Source organism: Endozoicomonas sp. 2B-B (assembly GCF_053470045.1).
Genome location: NZ_JBLZMU010000001.1, coordinates 1,997,907 through 2,015,751 on the forward strand (window position 1 = coordinate 1,997,907; position 17,845 = coordinate 2,015,751).

General features: G+C 46.9%; 18 protein-coding genes. 6 read left to right on the forward strand and 12 right to left on the reverse strand.

The genetic code is table 11. The features are described from left to right. Positions 1 to 4: 4 nt before the first annotated feature. On the reverse strand, positions 5 to 1,219 hold the full coding sequence (locus ACOMHB_RS08035; RefSeq protein WP_422132842.1) for an efflux RND transporter periplasmic adaptor subunit: 1,215 nt from the start codon (positions 1,217 to 1,219) through the stop codon (positions 5 to 7). A gap of 927 nt (positions 1,220 to 2,146) precedes the next feature. Here ACOMHB_RS08035 and ACOMHB_RS08040 point away from each other — a divergent pair. Next, positions 2,147 to 2,845 (forward strand): response regulator, encoded by a 699-nt coding sequence (locus tag ACOMHB_RS08040; protein ID WP_422132843.1) that lies wholly within the window; start codon positions 2,147 to 2,149, stop codon positions 2,843 to 2,845. Then, positions 2,842 to 4,236: an ATP-binding protein gene (locus ACOMHB_RS08045; protein WP_448216196.1), complete on the forward strand. Its 1,395-nt coding sequence runs from the start codon at positions 2,842 to 2,844 to the stop codon at positions 4,234 to 4,236. The genes ACOMHB_RS08040 and ACOMHB_RS08045 overlap by 4 nt, the downstream gene beginning before the upstream one ends. Positions 4,237 to 4,314: 78 nt before the next feature. Here the strand turns inward: ACOMHB_RS08045 and ACOMHB_RS08050 are convergent, their stop codons facing one another. From ACOMHB_RS08050 to ACOMHB_RS08060, 3 genes are all read right to left on the reverse strand, one after another. Continuing rightward, a complete protein-coding gene (locus ACOMHB_RS08050; protein ID WP_448216197.1) occupies positions 4,315 to 4,701 on the reverse strand; it encodes a VanZ family protein in 387 nt (128 codons plus the stop codon). Positions 4,702 to 4,739: 38 nt separating this feature from the next. Then, entirely contained in the window at positions 4,740 to 5,441 is a 702-nt protein-coding gene (locus ACOMHB_RS08055) for a pseudouridine synthase (protein WP_448216198.1), read from the reverse strand. 168 nt (positions 5,442 to 5,609) lie between these two features. Next, complete coding sequence (locus tag ACOMHB_RS08060; protein ID WP_422132847.1) at positions 5,610 to 5,810, reverse strand: DUF2788 domain-containing protein; 201 nt, start codon at positions 5,808 to 5,810, stop codon at positions 5,610 to 5,612. A gap of 190 nt (positions 5,811 to 6,000) precedes the next feature. On the opposite strand from ACOMHB_RS08060, the gene ACOMHB_RS08065 reads away from it, so the two are divergent. Together ACOMHB_RS08065 and ACOMHB_RS08070 are read left to right on the forward strand one after the other, a co-directional pair. After that, positions 6,001 to 6,363 (forward strand): hypothetical protein, encoded by a 363-nt coding sequence (locus ACOMHB_RS08065; RefSeq protein ID WP_422132848.1) that lies wholly within the window; start codon positions 6,001 to 6,003, stop codon positions 6,361 to 6,363. A gap of 82 nt (positions 6,364 to 6,445) precedes the next feature. Further along, a complete protein-coding gene (locus ACOMHB_RS08070) occupies positions 6,446 to 7,552 on the forward strand; it encodes a hypothetical protein (protein WP_422132849.1) in 1,107 nt (368 codons plus the stop codon). A gap of 4 nt (positions 7,553 to 7,556) precedes the next feature. Here ACOMHB_RS08070 and ACOMHB_RS08075 read toward each other — a convergent pair whose 3' ends face one another. The 7 genes from ACOMHB_RS08075 to ACOMHB_RS08105 all read right to left on the reverse strand — a co-directional run bounded on the left by ACOMHB_RS08075 (position 7,557) and on the right by ACOMHB_RS08105 (position 14,038). Further along, entirely contained in the window at positions 7,557 to 8,162 is a 606-nt protein-coding gene (locus ACOMHB_RS08075; protein ID WP_448216199.1) for a DUF416 family protein, read from the reverse strand. Between the two features lie 120 nt (positions 8,163 to 8,282). Beyond that, positions 8,283 to 8,768 carry a hypothetical protein gene (locus ACOMHB_RS08080; RefSeq protein WP_422132851.1) on the reverse strand — a complete coding sequence of 162 codons (486 nt, stop codon included), beginning with the start codon at positions 8,766 to 8,768 and terminating at the stop codon, positions 8,283 to 8,285. Positions 8,769 to 9,391: 623 nt separating this feature from the next. After that, a complete protein-coding gene (gene efpL / locus ACOMHB_RS08085; protein WP_422132852.1) occupies positions 9,392 to 9,958 on the reverse strand; it encodes an elongation factor P-like protein EfpL in 567 nt (188 codons plus the stop codon). Between the two features lie 411 nt (positions 9,959 to 10,369). Beyond that, positions 10,370 to 11,383 carry an IS110 family RNA-guided transposase gene (locus ACOMHB_RS08090; protein ID WP_448215063.1) on the reverse strand — a complete coding sequence of 338 codons (1,014 nt, stop codon included), beginning with the start codon at positions 11,381 to 11,383 and terminating at the stop codon, positions 10,370 to 10,372. A 371-nt stretch (positions 11,384 to 11,754) separates the two neighbouring features. Then, positions 11,755 to 13,272 carry an IS1182 family transposase gene (locus ACOMHB_RS08095; protein WP_448216038.1) on the reverse strand — a complete coding sequence of 506 codons (1,518 nt, stop codon included), beginning with the start codon at positions 13,270 to 13,272 and terminating at the stop codon, positions 11,755 to 11,757. A 63-nt stretch (positions 13,273 to 13,335) separates the two neighbouring features. Then, positions 13,336 to 13,758 (reverse strand): DUF3301 domain-containing protein, encoded by a 423-nt coding sequence (locus tag ACOMHB_RS08100; RefSeq protein ID WP_448216200.1) that lies wholly within the window; start codon positions 13,756 to 13,758, stop codon positions 13,336 to 13,338. A 91-nt stretch (positions 13,759 to 13,849) separates the two neighbouring features. Beyond that, positions 13,850 to 14,038: a hypothetical protein gene (locus ACOMHB_RS08105; protein WP_448216201.1), complete on the reverse strand. Its 189-nt coding sequence runs from the start codon at positions 14,036 to 14,038 to the stop codon at positions 13,850 to 13,852. Between the two features lie 382 nt (positions 14,039 to 14,420). Here ACOMHB_RS08105 and ald point away from each other — a divergent pair, with 382 nt between their 5' ends. Continuing rightward, positions 14,421 to 15,542 (forward strand): alanine dehydrogenase, encoded by a 1,122-nt coding sequence (ald, locus tag ACOMHB_RS08110; protein WP_448216202.1) that lies wholly within the window; start codon positions 14,421 to 14,423, stop codon positions 15,540 to 15,542. Between the two features lie 53 nt (positions 15,543 to 15,595). Further along, positions 15,596 to 16,159 (forward strand): GNAT family N-acetyltransferase, encoded by a 564-nt coding sequence (locus ACOMHB_RS08115; protein ID WP_448216203.1) that lies wholly within the window; start codon positions 15,596 to 15,598, stop codon positions 16,157 to 16,159. 70 nt (positions 16,160 to 16,229) lie between these two features. Here the strand turns inward: ACOMHB_RS08115 and ACOMHB_RS08120 are convergent, their stop codons facing one another. After that, on the reverse strand, positions 16,230 to 17,723 hold the full coding sequence (locus ACOMHB_RS08120) for a CoA-acylating methylmalonate-semialdehyde dehydrogenase (RefSeq protein ID WP_448216204.1): 1,494 nt from the start codon (positions 17,721 to 17,723) through the stop codon (positions 16,230 to 16,232). Positions 17,724 to 17,845 lie beyond the last annotated feature (122 nt).

The following is a 17,845-nucleotide window of genomic DNA, read 5'->3' on the forward strand; positions in this document are numbered from 1 at the left end:
GCAGTTACCCTTGTTTGTTAGCCTGGCTGCCCTGCTCTTGATCAGACTTTGGCTGGGCTTCAATTCCGCCTGTCTCTGGATCAATTGTGACGCTGGTGGGAGTGACTTTGACACCCGGACGAACTTTCTGGAGGCCTTCAACGATGATTTTTTCACCGGCTTTAAGTCCAGAGTCTACAACCCACATTGGGCCCAGGCGACGTCCAAGTTCTACCTGACGGGTTTCAACTGCGTTATTAGCATCTACGACCAATACAAAGCGGCCCGATTGGTTTTCCTGAACGGCAGACTGCGGGATGATCGGATGTTCGGTTTTGTTCTTGCCTTCCACGATCAGGGTGACGTAAAGGCCCGGAACTATGATGCCCTGAGGATTCGGGAATTCAGCCCGCAGGGTTAGGGTTCCCGTGGTTTCATCGACTCTGGTGTCTGCGAAATTGAAGGTGCCCTTGTGATCGTAATCGCTGCCATTGGGTAAACGCAGGCTCATTTCAAAGTCCTGCTTTTCGGATGTCCGGCTGCCAGAACTTTCCTGCAAGCGGCTGATGAATAGTTGTTCGTCGACCTGGAAGTTGACATAGATAGGGTCAATCGAATTCAGAGTTGCCAGAGGTTCACTATTGGGACCTACCAGGTTACCCACGCTGTAATTGGTGCGGCCGATCTGACCTTTAAAGGGGGCTATGATTTTGGTGTAGCTAAGATCCAGTTTGGCAGTATCCAGCTGCGCTTCAGCAGCTTGAACAGAGGCTTCTGCCTGAGCTTCTTTGCTGGTCTGGGTGTCCAGGTCAGCCTGACTGATATAGCCTTTTTTATGAAGATCCTTGCTGCGTTGAAGGTCTTTTTTCGACTTGTTCAACTCTGCGTTAGCACTGGCCAGATCAGCTTCAGCCTTTTTAAGGTTGGCGATATACGGTTTCGGGTCTATAACGAATAGCAGCTGATCTTTCTCGACGGTTTGCCCTTCAATGAAGTCTCTCTTTGCGAGAAAGCCTTCTACTCTCGCTCTCAGGTCGACAGTATTAACAGCTTCTGTACGAGCGACATATTCTTTGTAATCGCCAACAGGCTGCTCCGTAACACTGATAACTGAAACAGCAGGGGGAGGCATTTTTCTTTGTTCCTGCTCTTGATTACAGCCTGACAGGGCTAACAGAGATGCGACAAGCAAGCCGAAAGGGAGCAGGGGGCGTTGTCTATTTCTGATGATTGATTTCATCGATGGCTCCGAGAGAAAGAGTCTCAAGTTCAGATTTCCAGCCCACGGTCAGAGTCTTGTGGTATGAGTGTGCCGGTCAGGAGATCTCTCCGCCAGGCAATACACCGGCAAGTCTAGCAGCCTGTCGGACTTAAGACTGTCCTACACGGCAACTGCTCCTGCGTTGCTCTAGCTCCTGCATCCATGCAGTCGTGCGGTTGCAATAAATTGGTCTAAAAATCTCTGTTTCTTCGTCAAATAGCTCGCTATTCTCCTCAGAAACAGAGATTTTTATCCTCAATTTCTTGCAATCCTCGCTACGGACGCTTAAGTCCGACAGGCTGCTAGTCTGTAAATAGTCTTAGCTGCTTGCACAAGAGTATATTCAGGCATGATTACAGTTAGTTTTCACCTGTCTTTTATTCTGTGCAACCGCCACCATTGAGTGCCGGAGAAGGTGAATACAAACATTAATTATTGAGCGTTTATACTCAAAGTCACCCGTTTTTCTATAGTTGGCGCAGTATTCTGCAGAGCTGAGCATACTCGTGCTGGAAAAGTAGTGAGTATTGTACTCAGCTAAAGGCTGATTCCTACCACTAAATTAAAAATAAAGCATTTGTTTACAGGACGCTTACTTCAGATGCGAGTAAATCTTTTTACAGAGTGCTTACTGACTCTAACCCCAGTGTATATACGGGCTTCAATACACTGTGGCCATTGTTTAAACGCTGAAGTTTTTGAACAAAGAAGGGGGCGCTTGAAACGAAGGTCTTCCGGAATGTTGAGCTCTGTTTGTTTGCAACAAGACAATTTGTTGTTTCGTGACGCTTTCCGGGGTCGTGTTGGATAAGTCAGCTGACAGACTCTCTGTAAATTTTGTGCCCTGTGCTGTACCTTTAACCCCGCCTTGCCCCTGCGGGGTCTTTTTTTATTGAGGAGCTGCCAATGAGTAATGAAAATCTAGAGCTTCTGTTGATAGATGATGATATTGAACTCTGTGAATTGTTGATTGAGTACCTGGCCACAGAAGGGTACTCTGTCAATGCAGTTCATGATGGTGAGTCAGGTGCCCATGCTGCCCTCTCTGGCGAGTATCAGCTGGTATTGCTCGATGTTACCCTGCCAAAACTGAACGGTTTCGAAGTCCTGAAAAAAATCCGTCAGACGTCTGATATCCCGGTATTGATGTTAACGGCTCGTGGCGATGATGTAGATCGCATCATTGGGCTGGAAATCGGAGCAGATGATTATCTGCCCAAGCCCTATAACCACCGCGAACTGGTAGCCAGGATCAAGGCCATTCTGAGAAGGGGAAGGTCACCGGGGACCGAGGTCGGTAATAAAGTCCTTTCTATTGATGATATCACTCTCAATCTGGCAAACCGTGAAGCCAAGATGGGTGAAACACTGCTTGAGCTGACGGCCACTGAGTTTATGGTTCTCAAGGCACTGATTGAAAAAGCTGGCGAATTGATCTCCAGAGATGAACTGACCCAAATCGCATTGAACCGTCGTCTGACACTTTATGATCGCGCGATTGATATGCATGTGAGCAATGTACGCAAGAAAATTGGCACACGACCGGATGGCTCACCCAGAATTAAAACCGTCCGTGGTGCCGGCTACTTCTATATACGACCATGATTAAACAAGTCCGGAGAATGTTGGTCTGGCCATTTCAGCGTCTGTTCTGGAAGTTGTTCCTGTGGTTCTGGCTTACCATGTTGTCGATGATGGCTGCCATGGTTATAGCGGTGGCCATAACGGTGAATCCCTCGGATTTTCTGTCAGAACGCAGAGAGCTGTTTCGTGAACTGGAGATCGTTTCCAGAAAAGTCGAACGCATGGCTTCTGGTTGGGCTCCCCACACTCCTTTCCCTCAGTTCAGCGGAAGTTATTTTTACCTTTTTGATCCTGCCGGTGAAGTGATGGGTAGAAGAGCCATTCCGGACGAACTGATGTCCGCTTATGATCGAACCCATGATCGCACTGAGCCTACCATTACTTTCAGAAGTGGAGTGGTAGTTGTAGGCCCCAGGAAAGTCTGGATTGGACGAGTGCCTTATGATCTGTTTCTGACCAAGGAAATGCCCAGATTGGTTCACTGGCGAGTGACCAAAGTGCTTTCTCAGCAATGGCATCTGGTCATCATTGCTCTGGCGGTCAGTTTTCTGCTCTGCATCATGCTGGCGCGCTATCTGGTAGTCCCCATCAGGCGATTGCAGATAACCTCCAGAAAGTTGGCGAAAGGAGAGCTCTCTGCCCGGGTGGAAGCCACTGTTCGACAAAGAGGCGACGAGCTGGGAGAATTTGCCCGCGACTTTGATCACATGGCAGAGCAGTTAGAGACGCTGATCAATAACAAGGAAATCTTACTCAGAAACGTCTCTCATGAGTTACGTTCCCCGTTAACCCGGTTGCAGATTTCTCTGGCGCTGGCTCGAAGAAAAACGCCAGAAGCTGAGGCAGAACATGGGCGTATAGAGAGGGAAATTGAGCGCCTTGATGAGCTGATTGGTGAGATTATTCGTTTCTCCCGTATTCAGCATGGTCTGAGTGAAGTGGCCTGTGAGCAGGTCAATCTGGAGCAGCTTATCAAGGAATTGGTGGATGACGGCAATTTTGAAGCTCAGGCGCGGAATAAAGGTGTTGATCTGATTAAGAGCCAGCCTGTTGAGATTGTTGGAGTGCGTGACTGGCTGAGCAGCGCCGCTGAAAACATCATTCGTAATGCCATCCGATTTACTCCGCAAGGCAGTAACGTTGAAGTGACACTGGAAGAATTTCGGCGAAATGTGATCATCAAAGTACGGGACAAAGGTCCGGGTGTTCCTGAAGAGGTGCTGGAGTCCATGTTCGAACCTTTCTTCAGGGTGGATGAAACCCGAGGCAAGGAGAATGATGGATTTGGACTGGGGACTGCCATAGCAATGGGTGCTATAGCCAATCACGATGGGTCAATCTGCGCCAGAAATGCCCACCCTGGTCTTGAAGTAACGATCAGGATACCTCTGGACAATAAGCGCAAGTTATGACCGGCATCTGCCAGAAATCAGGGAGAACGCCGCGATGAATTGAAGCGCTGGCAAAGCTGAAGACTCCTCGCTCAGCATTTACGTTAGAGACCAGCGCCAGTTGATCAGCGGTATGCGCTTCCAGACAGGAATAGTGAAAAAGTACAGACCTGTTCCGGCCAGGTCAGCCATCAGGTCAGCCAGTGAAAAAAAGCGATATTCCGTTTGTAATTGCAGCAATTCAATGAGAAAGCCGTAGGCCATTAAAGCACTGACTTTCCATAAGTTGAATGGCTGGTTTGGAAAGCTGGCATCCATCAGAAAAGCTAACAGTAGAAAAGCTGCAAGATGTTGAAGCTTATCGTTTACAGCACTGAGGGGGACTTTTTCTATTGGCAATAGGGACAAAACCATAATAGATGCCATGGCCAGCAGGAGGGCAGTCCGGGCCAGTTTTGTGTAATGAGTCTTGAATAATGCTATCAAGCTGTCCTTCCTGTCGATTCCTGAAAATGATCAGATATTTATTTTCTATGACGTTTTGTAAAACCTTTTCGAGCCAGTTTATTGGCGCTGGAACGATTTCTGGTAATACTGTTTTGTTTTAATTGTACCTTTAAAGCATCTGGTATCTCTATCTCGCACCAGTTTCCCGGTTTGAGTTCGTCCAGTGCCCAATCACCTATACGGTATCGTATTAGTCTCAGGGTAGGGTGGCCAACTGCTGCGGTCATGCGTCGAACTTGTCTGTTTCGTCCCTCTCGAATAGTCAGCTCCAACCAGCAGTCAGGGATGAACTTTCTTTCCCTTATGGGCGGTGTCCTTGGCCAGACTGCTGGAGCCTCTATGATTCTGGCTTTTGCAGGAAGTGTCTTGCCGTCTTTGAGCTCAATGCCTTTTCTCAGTTTCTCCAATGCCCGTTCATTGGGTATGCCTTCCACCTGAACCCAGTAGGTTTTATCCATCTTGTGAAGGGGAGAACTGACCTGATGTTGAATCTGTCCATTGTTAGTGAGCAGCACCAGCCCTTCACTATCCCTGTCCAGGCGACCAGCAGGATAAACACCTGGAATGGGCAGGTAATCCTTAAGCGTAGGGCGCCCTTCTGAATCGGTGAATTGAGTCAGTACATTGAAAGGCTTGTTAAACAGAATCAGTCGGGGAGCGGGAGTCTTTTCTGTTTTCTTCTCGGGAGAACCGGGGGGGTGGAGGGGGCGACCTGACATCGGGCTCAGTCTCATTGGCTTTGGCTGATATTATAAAGTGATTGAGACAGAACAAAAGCCCTGAAGTCTAATCTGAATAATGGGCGAGACTCTGCAAACGTTCGACAGGATTACGCTGTTTTGAGTGGTAAGTGCGTGTTCAATCGTCGCAGAGTCAGGCAAAAGGCCTTAACCACCAATCGTTTTCATCAAAACACCTTTCAGGACAAACCCCAGTACACCCAGGCATAAAGCGCCAAAAAGAATAAATGTACCAAACTTTCCCGCTTTCGACTTTTTAGCCAGATCGTAAACAATGAAACCCATGAACAACACCAGAGCTGTCAGGAGGGCTTTCATCATCAGGCTTTCAAAACTGTCTATATCCATACTTCACTCCAGCGAATAGGGCTACTCATTCTATCGCCGGTGAATTCTATGTCTACACTGAAATAAGAAGAACTGGCTGATGTCATCGGAAAGTAAGGTTGAGCTGGAAAGAATACAAAGTGCCAAAGCGATAATGGGCCATTGACTGGTGAGTAAATGGCCGCTTACTTCGCTAAAAGGAGAGAACCCTATGGCCTCCCGTATCAGATTGATTGATGTCACCAAGCTTAAGAAATCGTCCTGGCTTGTTCAGCAGGAATCCGAAGCTGCAGTAAAGACCGCCAAAGCAGGCATTAACCAACAGAAAGACTTTATGGATTCTGTTGGTATGGATAAAAAGAAACTCCGTGAGTTTATCAATAGCGATGCCTGGCCCACCCATTTCAAGCATAAAGCCCGTCAGGAGCTGATCAAGTTCAATGATGAGCTGAAGAGTGACCTTTCTCAAGAAGCATCACTGAAACGAAAAGAACTCAGAATGGCTAATCGACTGCTGAAACCTAAGACAAAATCAGGATCCTCCGGCAGAAGGCATCGGACCGGATTTGTCTGATGGTCCGAACGGAACAGCCGGATCGGGCAGAAAACAGTGTTTTTTTACTGAATATTCATGTGGATGACAGGGGCGGTTTTTCATGGCTACCGTTAATGGAGTTAACAGTAATAATAATGTTAATGTTGTTGATTCTTCCAAGCTCAGTCAGCAGGACTTTGTCTCGGCTGTCTACCTTGAGCGCGGGAACATGCTGGACTCAGAAGTCCGCAGACTTCTCAGTGAGATAGAAACTTCTAATAAGCTATTGGGTAACGTCAATACTCTGATCAACAAATCCAACATAGCCCAGTATGGCACCAGTCAATACAAGCAGACGACCTGGACCACTAACGGTAATAACATTGTACTGGATAATGGTTATGGTATTGCTATTCAGCCGGATGCTAATGGCAAAACTACCTTCACTCTGGTGGATGCTGAAGGCAATCAACTCAATTATCAAAACCAGGCACTGGTGCCGGTTGCCAAGGGCTCCATATCGGATGCCAAACAGGTGGGCATTCCGGTTATGAATGATATGACTATGGTGTTGGATGATGGTACTGAGATTACTTTTCAAACATCTGCTCCCGGAACTCCCTTTGATCCTTCCAATTTGTCAGGAGGTCTCGCGGATATCACCGGAATCACCATCACCAGAGGCAATCAGGGGCTTACAGTAACTGACTTGAATACGGCAAAGCCTGTTATAGGTACACCAAATCTCAATGGCACCGCCCTGGATGCTGCCAGTAACGATGGTTATGTTCTACTTGAGGCGGGTGGGCTTCATTCCTGGGAGTTTGACGGAGTGAATACCAACCAGATGTCTCGTAAGGACCCGAACGATTCCAGTCAAACTCTCAGTGGCTATGCAGCCCGTAAAGTCGCCTTCCAGAATAGTTTTACTAATGAAGTGACTGGTGGTATGCCAGCATTGACTCAGGAAGAGCGTGATGTTCTCAGTAATCTGCTGAAGATCAATTACACTGACGCCAGTGGAAAAGGCCAGCTCACACCAGAGGAATGGGCTTCGCTGAAGACATCACTGAACGCGGCAAAAGAAAATCTGACGGGGAGTAACCAGTTGCAGACTGTCCAGTTGCAGCGTGCGATGACTACTTACAATCAGAACTTTGATACGATGTCGAACTCTCAGAGTAAAATATATACATTGCTGAAAGATATCATCAGTAATTCGAAATGATAAATCACTCAAGACTGATACCAATGTGGCTGATTCCTTCATTCCTGGCCAAAGCCCTGATCTGTTTCATAACATCGGGGCTTTGCTTGCTTCTGCTGATTTGATCCAGCAGTTCTTCAATAAACGCAATCTGTTGCTGATAAAGCTCATGCTGTTCAACATACTGTTGGAGTTCAGTCCCTTTAAGCTCTTCAGCTTCTGTATACTTAACGAATTTACCAATGGTGCTCAGTGAGAGTGTCAAGGCACTGGCTGTCTCTCCAGCATCAGGTTCCATAGCACAGTTAACGGCACATATCGTACTGATAACACTGTCGTAAGCTGGAATGGCGCCAAACATCTCCCACTCATCAAGGTCGGGTACATTCGGCTCAAGCTTCTCCAGAAGACGCTCAAAGTTTTTGGCTGATTGATAGCCTGCGACGTTATCCCAGAGCATATTAAGAGAGTGTCGAACGTCTTCGGGAAGTCCAAACTCTGTCAGTTCGGCAAACAGGGCAAAGTTGGGCCAGCTTCTTTCACAGACAGCAGTTGTGACTGCTACGAGCTTCCAGGCTGGAAGTTTATGCAGTTGACGCAAGAACTGAGCGTATTGTCGATGTGTGTTCAAGGTGAAACCTCAGGCCAGAATATCTGGACAGGGATTCTAACGGGATTATACCGGGAAGGCACTGCTTGGAAGAAGTTCCTGAGTCAGTTAGAGCTTTAGCTACAAATCATAACCCTTTAATTAGATCTGCCATTTGAAGTTAACAGTGAAAGAATCCAGATCATAATCAGAATTGAGCTCAATTGTAGAATTATCGAACATGCAGGTTTCTGCTTTGACGTTACTGCTGAATTGGACCTTACCACAGTCGCCGAATTCGAACTGTGTTTTTTCCTTGATGAAGTCCATGCCTTCTTTGATGGGTCTGGCAACACCAATGTAGTCAAGCCCGAGAAATGCAGCACTGGCGGCAGCCTGTTCGGCCAGCTTTTTGGGATCGCTAACAGCTTTGTATACAAAAGAGCTGACTTTTTTCTGGTTTACTTTGGATTTTTCCCGGATAGACAACTCAGGCATTCTATTGACGTTTTTTGATCGCTTAGTAGTTATGGTGGAGAACGGGTCAATCATCGAAACATCACGAGAGTAGACAGTGCTGTAATGAGGGGACCCTGAAAGATAATGACCTTCCGAGTCCGACAGTGCTACAACCGGGAACAAAGTCATGAAAAAGCACGACCCCCATTTGCAACATGCACTAGAGCTGTTTAAAGATTTGCTTCCATCCATGGTGCTAACCCTTAGTTAGCGCTGAATGCGCTTCCATCCAAATTATATTGCCAGTCTATACGACATGCTGGCAATAGAAAAACCCCTACTATTCAGTTAAGCATGTTCAGGCTGAAGTGCCTTGAATTTCCTGCTCAATATAGCAACATAATATATATGTTTTTTCGTTATTATATTGTGAAATAATTTCTCAGGATGGCCGTGATGAATGGTACAAAAAGAGAAAAACACCTCGTTTTCCATTCGTTGTGTATTGGGACCATATAGTTAGTTATATTCCTTCGTATTTATTTCACTTATTACTGGTTTTTTCCTTGAGCTATGAAATCTACAAGAAAACTCTGGTATCTGACCTTATCGGCCACGGGGTTGCTATCTTGACCCTTTTGCAGGCTCTGGGCTGTGAATGACCAATACTATCTGGTCATAATGCCCTGACATTAGGTGACCGAGCGAATGTATTGACTCCAATGGCGATCGTTTTTAACAGCGCACTCAAGTGCACTGTTGAAGGTTTAAATCGCAGAAGGTTTGAAGAGCCAAAAAGGTATGATCCGACTTTATGCTCTGGACATGAATTTGCCTGTCTCTGTATTAATCTTGATGATTTCTCCGGTACTCAGGTATTCTGGAACCTGAACTTCAAGACCGGTAGTCAATCGTGCTGTTTTGGTTCGAGCAGCTGCAGAAGCACCTTTAATCGCGGGAGAGGTATCAATAATTTCCAGAGCGATAGATGACGGTAGTTCAATAGCCAGTAACTGACCATCGACCAAGAGAGCGATCAGTCCTTCCATGCCATCAGACATATAGGGAAGTTGCTCTTGAATGGTGCTTGAGTTAACCAGATATTGGCTGTAGTCCTCACTGTCCATAAAGGTAAATTCATCACCTTCACGATAGAGAAGCGAAACTGTTCGGCGGAGTAAGTCGACATCAGCAAACTGATCGTCACCTGTGCAGGTCATCTCCAGCTTTTGGCCATCGGGAATGGAGCTGAAACGAAACTTGTAGAGGGTTGAGGCACCGCGAGCGGACGGACTCTTGGTTTCCTGCTGTCGAACGATGCAATACTGGTTTTCAATTTGAACAATCTGACCTTTCTTCAGATCTTTGGCATGGGCCATTTGTTTTAACCTCGGTTCAAAGGGGGCAGGCAAATTCTATCACAGGACAGAAATTGCCATCGGCTCGTTAATCATTTGTATATTGGGTCTGAATGTTTGGGCTAAAACGATGTACTAGGAGCCTTATATGGTCCGCCCCGTTTTGCAAGAGCCTGTTTTGTTAATTAGCAAACAAAGATAACTGCAATCATATATACGGCCTATTCATGAGGTCTAACCCTCTGGCCCTGATGGGTATCCGCGCAACCTGGCCTTATCAGTCCGACGGCCTCAAGGGTCAAGGCTCCTATCAGGTTTCAGGTTGCCGGTTTTTACCTGTTTGCCATCAACTGTACATGCTCATCGCAATCTGCGGGGGGGTCCCCTTTGATTAAGCTTATGCTTTACTTTGCCGCTGCCGCCTTTACTTCATTATGCAGCCTTGTAAACTTCATTTCGGGTCATGATGACCCAGACAATCCGAGCCATTTTATTAGCCAGACCAACGGCGGCAACGTTGTGATTGCTGCGCTCATTAAGTTGGCTAACCCATTTTTTACAGCGGTCATCCTTATTTTTGAGGCAGTGGAGTACCGAACGTGCGCCGTGTATCAATAATGTGCGCAGGTATTTATCACCCCGTTTACTGATGCCCAGCAGGACTGACTTACCGCCTGTGGAATGCTGTCTTGGAACTAATCCCATCCATGCGGCAAGGTGTCGACCAGATTTAAAATACGTCGCATCACCAATGGCTGCCTTCAATGCTGTGGCAGTGATGGCTCCGATACCCGGCATAGTCATCATTCGACGACATTCGTCGTCGTTTTTTGCTAGCTCCTGAATTTTCTGGTCATACTGTTGAATACGCTTGTCAAGACTGGCCAACTCTTCTGATAAACCATGTAGCAGCTCACGAGTCAGCGAATGGAGTCCATTTTCAGCATCTTCCAGAATTCGTGGAAGCTGTGCACGAACTTTACCAATACCCTGGGCAACTACAATACCTTCTTCCAATAGTGACCCCCGGATCTGGTTAACCAGGGCAGTTCTCTGATCAACCGCTTGTTGACGATAGCGGTGCAGAAGTTGCCAGGCCTGCTGCTCTGATGTTTTAACAGGTACAAAACGCATGCTGGGCCGTGAAGCTGCTTCTGCAATCGCTTCAGCATCGTTGTAGTCATTTTTGTTGGTCTTGACATAAGGCTTGACAAATTGAGGTGAAATCAGCTTGACAGTATGCTCATAGTTCTTGAATAACCGAGCCAAATAGTGAGCACCACCACAAGCTTCCATAGCGATAATGCATGGCTCCAGATTTGCCACGTACTCTAGAAGGTTCTTCCTGGACGACTTCTTTCTGATGACTTTGCTACCCTGCTCATCAACACCAAACAGGTGAAAGTTGTTCTTGCCAATATCGATACCAAGTACTGAAATAGTCATGGGTGGTTCGCTCCGGTTAATCCTGTTTAAATGGTTAACTCCATTTTGGCTCATTTGAAGCCGTTTAGGAGGGGCGGACCATCCCATTAGACCGAGAATAGCGCCCGTAGCGAGGACGGCAGAAAATTGAGGATGAAAATTCGGTTTTGTGAGGAGAATAGCGAGCTATTTGACGAACAAAAGCGGATTTTCAGACCAATTTGCTGCCGCCGCAGTAGGGCAGTCTATTCTCGGTCAGGCTCCTAGGAGCCTGACCGAGAATGGCGTAACTAGATCCCCAGAGGCTCTCTAAAATTTCAGGATGAGCAAAAAACATCCAATTTTTGGTGTAATTTTGCTCATTTTTGCAAATTTAGGCCTTTTCACAGCCTTTATGCCGCTTTTTTAACCCCTTTTAAATTCTCAAGACGGATTGATCCCGTTGAAGCGGCCTTCACAAATTTTTTGAAATTGTGTGCCGTGCATACCAGTGAGAACTCTGCTTCTACCTTCTCTTTACCACGAAGGCTAAAACTCCTGAACCCTGAGTTTTTTATATGACCAAACGGTGGCTCTGCAATGACCTTACGACGCTCATAGATTGCTTTCGCACTGGCTGTCTCCATTTTCTTGTTCATACGTTGCCGCGCGGGCTCAAACTTGTCTGTGCGGATGACCCTGCCAGCATCCTTTTTTGAGCCACTGCATTGTGAACGGTAAACACACTTCCTGCATGCGTCCTTGTTCGCCCGGTAACTCTGCCTCTTGGCCTTGCTGTCTGGGTTAGTTATCAGCTTCTCCCCAGCCGGACAGATAAACACATCCATTTCTGCATCGTAGTCAAAATCTGCTTTGACAAACTTACGCTCAGAGTCCTTAAGCTGGGTATCTGCTGGCTTCTCTTTTCTGTCGGTGGCTATGTAGCCATCTATTTCATGCTTATCCAGCACATGCAGGTTTGGCCCTGAGAAATAACCATTATCCATGCTCACCTTATCCACTACAGCACCATCGGTTGTCTCAGACAGTGCTTCCAAAGCAGGCTCTGCCTCCTGAACATCATTGGCTTGCTGGCTGATGTGCTGGCCGACGATGATCTGATTATCAGCATCTACGGTGATTTGAGCATTGTAGCTGTACTCACAGTAACTTTTCTTGCTCATGATCCGGGCATCATGGTCTGCAAAGCTTATCTGCCTTTTGTCGTCAATAGGCTCATCAGGGTTCAGGGCTTTTTCGCGTTCTTCAAGGGCTTCTTTGGCCGCTTTGATTTTTTTCAGACGCTCCTCTTTAAACTGGAGGTCTTCAGGAATGCTGTAGCCGTTGCTTGCTTTGTAGGCGTCGTCTTCTTCCTGGTCGCACTGACTGGCTTTTTTGATCAGCTCATCCACTTCTGCACTGAGTTCTGCCTCTTTAGCCTTGAGCCTTCCGTAGGTCATGGCCTTGTGCTTTGAGCTGTTGGCTTTGAACTTGGAGCCATCCAGGCTGATATGGCCCAGTGATGCCATTTTGAGCTCCATGGCCAGTTTGACGGACTGTTTGAAGCAGTCATGAAAAAACGACAGATTTTCCTTACGAAAATCTCCCAGAACCCTGAAATTTGGGCAGTTCATTTGTGAGATATACATGAACGCCAGATCTTGTCGACACCGTCGCTCAATCTGACGGGAGCTGAAAACACCATGGCTATAGGCGTAGATCAGAATAGCGACAATGAGCTTTGGAGGGTAAGCGTGCTGACCAAGGTGGTGATATTTTTTTTCAACCTCAGACGTATCGATGTTCTGAAAAATGCTTTCATAAACGAAACAATCATGGTCTTTGGGAAGCAGGTCGAAAATGTTGGTTGGGAACAGCAGATGCTGGTCAAACTCAACAGGGCTGTCCTTGAATTTTGGTGGTGGTGACATCTGGCATCATCGGAGTTGGTTTAAGGCTTATCATAACAGATAAGCCTATTCTCGGTCAGGCTCCTAGGGCTTCGTGTCCTGGTAGTTTGTCAGATCAACTGCATCAGATGGGTTGTTATTCTTGGGCTGAGTATCCTCTGAATACTCTGTAGACATGATCAGATTCGAAGTTTGCTGTTCTTCAAGGTTAGTGTATTGCAAATTCACTACCTGCAAGTATTGACCGAGCAAGCGTATATGACCCGGGTAACGCTGAATCCCATCGGGTGTAAATTCAAAACTGAAATCTCTGGCAAGGCGCATCTGACCGTCTGGACTGCGCTTGAAACGTGTAGAATAACGAACCACTGTCCCATCAAGAAGCTGTAAGTTCATTTCCTTGCAGGCACGTCTGCCATGCATGATCGCGATCTCTCTTGCTTTTGTTGTATCAGCCCAGTACCAGGCAAAAGCTGCTCCAAGTAGCATCCAGATGATAATATTCATAGGGGCATTTTATAGCCAAGCAAGATAGAAAAGCTATGTCTCAAGCGTTTCTTTACAAGTTGTGGCGTTTTTCTGAGTAATAAACCAGAAATCAGTTCAGATGTCTTGGATTGCTGGCTTTACCAATGGGCTTTCCATCACGGTCAATGATCTTTTCTCTGGGGTCGACTCTGTAAATTCTTCTGAAGTATTCCGCCGTCAGGGCTTTCTGATCAGCAAACTGCTTGATGTCTACGCCAACCCGGTTGAGATATTCAAGCATAAAAATGGTGTCGGGCACGTTAGCCTCCAACTATTGGCTCCATAAAGTGACTCTCTACTATCCAGATCATCCATTCCGGGTTCTGGTCGAACAAAGGTCTCACTGAAATTCGAAACCAGAATAGCAGCAATATGTTTCGTTTCTTTGACTTGGTACGTGCTTTCTCCAATCTTTAAAGCCTCCTTCTTGTTTCTATTGACTAACCTCTGGGAGTCTTTTTCCTCTTCGCTTGCGGTGAGGCAGTTGATTGCCTGAAAATTTCTGGAGTTGGTGATTTTATTTGTAGTGTTAGTTTTTTTGGTTGAATATTCTGAAAAAAATTTCAAATAAAAATAATTCACTAAACCGAAGGCCTTATACTAGTTTATAAGCGTAGATAAAGCTTGGGCCGGGGGAATATATGCTGGTAGGTGTGCCGAAAGAAATAAAAAATCATGAGTATCGAGTCGGGTTAACACCCGCTGCAGTTAAGGAACTCGTGGCACAGGGACATGAAGTTATTGTTGAAATGAATGCCGGAGCAGGTATTGGTTTCACCGATGATTGTTATGAGAATGCTGGAGCTACTATTGTTAAAAGTGCCGAGGCAGTTTTCAAAAAGGCTGAGCTGATTGTTAAGGTCAAGGAACCTCAGGCTATTGAAAGAGCAAGGCTGCGTCCTCACCATACTCTCTTTACTTACCTTCATCTGGCGCCAGACGTTCCTCAAACTCAGGATCTGATTGAATCAGGAGCTACCTGCATTGCTTATGAGACTGTAACAGATGCTAATGGTCGTCTGCCTTTGCTGGCACCTATGTCAGAAGTCGCTGGTCGTATGTCTATTCAGGCTGGCGCCCACTGTCTCGAGAAGTCCCAGTCAGGTCGTGGCGTACTCATGGGCGGTGTTCCGGGTGTAGATCCTGCGAAGGTTGTCATTATCGGTGGCGGTGTTGTTGGTCAAAATGCTGCAGCTATGGCTGTTGGCATGGGGGCAGACGTTGTTATTCTGGATCGCTCTGTGGACACTCTCAGACAGCTTGACGCCCGTTATGGCAACCGTATTAAAACCGTATTCTCTACTCATCACTCTATTGAAGAACATGTACTGAGAGCTGATCTGCTGGTAGGCGGAGTTCTGCTGCCAGGTGCTGCCGCACCCAAATTGGTGACTAGAGATCTTGTCAGCAGAATGAAGCGTGGCTCTGTTATTGTTGATGTTGCTATTGATCAGGGTGGTTGTGTTGAAACGTCCAGACCCACCACCCACGATGATCCTACCTTCATCGTGGATGGTGTTGTTCACTACTGTGTGGCCAACATGCCAGGTGCCGTGGCAAGAACTTCTACAGTGGCACTTACAAATGCAACGTTGCCATATGTTCTGGATATTGCCAATAAGGGGACTCGTAAAGCTCTTGAGGATAATCCACACCTGCTTGAAGGTCTTAACGTCTGCAAAGGCATAGTGACCTGTGAGAGCGTTGCCCAGGTACAAAACCTGACCTACAGACCTGCTGCTGAAATGCTGTCTGAAATCTGATTTAAGACTATCTGGGCCGAAAACTCTGGTTTGCTTTTGGAAGCCAGAGTTTTTTGTTTTTAATTCTTGAGAGATGGTCCGGTGAGCAGGATAATCTGTCGGGTTACCTGACAGTGGATAGATATTCACAAAGATTGATTAATTTTAGGTTGGATTCGGGTTTGATTAATTGGCAATGGTCCAGGTTTGAAGAACTTACCGGGCAGGAAGTATATAGCATTCTTAAAGCCCGACAGGATGTCTTTATCGTTGAGCAGGATTGCCCTTACCATGATGCGGATGGTGTTGATCAAAGGAGTCTGCACTTATCAGGCTGGGGGGAAGATGGAAATGATCTCGCGGCCTATCTGAGGATTATACCTCCATCCTCCCCCGAATCTGTTGTAGCTATTGGTCGTGTTATCACCACTTACTCTTATCGTGGTGGTGGGTTAGGCAAAGAGTTGATGAAACGAGCGGTAGAAAAAGTCACCGAACTCTTTCCTGAGTATGATCTTTATCTCAGTGGTCAGGCTCACCTTCAAACATTTTATGGCGCTTATGGCTTTAAAGCTGAAGGTGACATCTATGAGGAAGATGGTATCCCCCATATTGCTATGTTTTTAAGAAGATCTTGATGACCGGCGGCTCCTGTTGTCTCTGACAACTGATTCTGCTGTGTGCCAGCTTCTAATGTTCAGTGGCTATTCATTTCATGGTAGGAATGACAAACTCTGCGCCTGGTCTGATTCCGATTGGCCAACGAGAAGTAATAGCTTTGCGACGTGTATAAAACTTCACACCTTCCACGCCGTGCATATGCAGTGGACCAAACAGAGACCGCTTCCAGCCGCCAAAGCTGTGGAATGACATTGGGACTGGAATGGGTACATTAATACCGACCATGCCGATCTGGATGTCATGGGCAAACTGTCGGGCACTGTTGCCATCACGAGTGAATATGGCAGCACCGTTGCCGTATTCATGATCATTGATCAGGGTGACCGCTGTCTCATAATCAGGCACTCGTACTATCGACAGTACCGGTCCGAATATCTCTTCCCGGTAAATGGACATATCGGTGGTAACATTGTCGAACAGGCAGCCGCCCAGAAAGTAACCCTCTTCGTGGCCCTCAACGGAAAAATTTCTGCCGTCCACGACCAGTTTGGCACCCTGGGCAATACCGGCATCCACATAACCTGATACCTTGCTGCGGTGCTCCTGGCTGATGAGTGGACCCAGTTCAATACCAGACATCAGACCGTTACCCACCTTCAAGGCTTTCACTCTCGGAGTCAGGCGTTCAATCAGTGCATCCGCTACATCACCCACAGCAACTGCAATAGAAATAGCCATACAGCGTTCGCCCGCAGAACCATAGGCAGCACCTATCAGTGCGTCAACGGCCTGATCAAGATCAGCATCTGGCATAATAACCATGTGGTTTTTGGCTCCACCCAGAGCCTGAACGCGCTTTCCGTGGTGGCAGCCTTTCTGATAGATATACTCAGCAACAGCTGTAGAGCCAACAAAACTGACGGCCTGAACATCCCTTGAGGCGAGGATAGTATCAACAGCTTCCTTATCACCATTGACCACATTCAAAACACCATCGGGAAGACCGGCTTCTTTCATCAACTCGGCCAGACGGAAAGGAACTGAGGGGTCTTTTTCTGAAGGTTTGAGAATAAACGTGTTACCGCAGGCAATGGCCAGGGGGAACATCCACATGGGAACCATGGCCGGGAAGTTAAAAGGTGTGATTCCGGCCACTACGCCCAAGGGTTGGCTGACGGACCAGGCATCCACATCAGTTCCCACATTTTCTGTGTATTCCCCTTTCAGCAGGTGAGGAATACCACAAGCGAATTCTACGACTTCCAATCCACGGGTAATATCGCCATGAGCATCTTCCAGAACTTTTCCATGTTCTCTGGTCAGCATTTCAGCCAGCTCATTACGGTGTCTTTCAACCAGTTCCCTGTATTTGAAGAGAAGTCTTGCACGATTTAGTGGGGTGACATTTCGCCATTGTTCAAAAGCTTGTTTGGCTGTGGCTATGGCAACCTCGACCTCCATGGCACTGGCCAGAGAAACAGAAGCTTCCTGCTGTCCGGTAGCAGGGTTAAAAACGGGTAACTGTCGTGCGCTGGGTGCAGAGGGCAAGCCGGCGATGAAATGGTTGATTTGAGCACTCATGTCAGGGCTCCTTACAGTTCATTACTTTTATTGTTCAGAGTGAAACCATTACCTTTTTAAGGTTACGGGAATTCAGTCTCCGTATGAAGAGGCTGTCGCAAAACTCCAACAACTCCTTTGAC

Bases quoted from the DNA above. Each gene is read 5' to 3' on its own strand.
- ACOMHB_RS08055 (WP_448216198.1), bottom strand. From the start codon at position 5,441: ATGTCAGGTCGCCCCCTCCACCCCCCCGGTTCTCCCGAGAAGAAAACA.
- ACOMHB_RS08065 (WP_422132848.1), top strand. From the start codon at position 6,001: ATGGCCTCCCGTATCAGATTGATTGATGTCACCAAGCTTAAGAAATCG.
- ACOMHB_RS08090 (WP_448215063.1), bottom strand. From the start codon at position 11,383: ATGACTATTTCAGTACTTGGTATCGATATTGGCAAGAACAACTTTCAC.
- ACOMHB_RS08060 (WP_422132847.1), bottom strand. From the start codon at position 5,810: ATGGATATAGACAGTTTTGAAAGCCTGATGATGAAAGCCCTCCTGACA.
- ald (WP_448216202.1), top strand. From the start codon at position 14,421: ATGCTGGTAGGTGTGCCGAAAGAAATAAAAAATCATGAGTATCGAGTC.
- ACOMHB_RS08095 (WP_448216038.1), bottom strand. From the start codon at position 13,272: ATGTCACCACCACCAAAATTCAAGGACAGCCCTGTTGAGTTTGACCAG.
- efpL (WP_422132852.1), bottom strand. From the start codon at position 9,958: ATGGCCCATGCCAAAGATCTGAAGAAAGGTCAGATTGTTCAAATTGAA.
- ACOMHB_RS08100 (WP_448216200.1), bottom strand. From the start codon at position 13,758: ATGAATATTATCATCTGGATGCTACTTGGAGCAGCTTTTGCCTGGTAC.
- ACOMHB_RS08070 (WP_422132849.1), top strand. From the start codon at position 6,446: ATGGCTACCGTTAATGGAGTTAACAGTAATAATAATGTTAATGTTGTT.
- ACOMHB_RS08045 (WP_448216196.1), top strand. From the start codon at position 2,842: ATGATTAAACAAGTCCGGAGAATGTTGGTCTGGCCATTTCAGCGTCTG.
- ACOMHB_RS08120 (WP_448216204.1), bottom strand. From the start codon at position 17,723: ATGAGTGCTCAAATCAACCATTTCATCGCCGGCTTGCCCTCTGCACCC.
- ACOMHB_RS08080 (WP_422132851.1), bottom strand. From the start codon at position 8,768: ATGACTTTGTTCCCGGTTGTAGCACTGTCGGACTCGGAAGGTCATTAT.
- ACOMHB_RS08035 (WP_422132842.1), bottom strand. From the start codon at position 1,219: ATGAAATCAATCATCAGAAATAGACAACGCCCCCTGCTCCCTTTCGGC.
- ACOMHB_RS08040 (WP_422132843.1), top strand. From the start codon at position 2,147: ATGAGTAATGAAAATCTAGAGCTTCTGTTGATAGATGATGATATTGAA.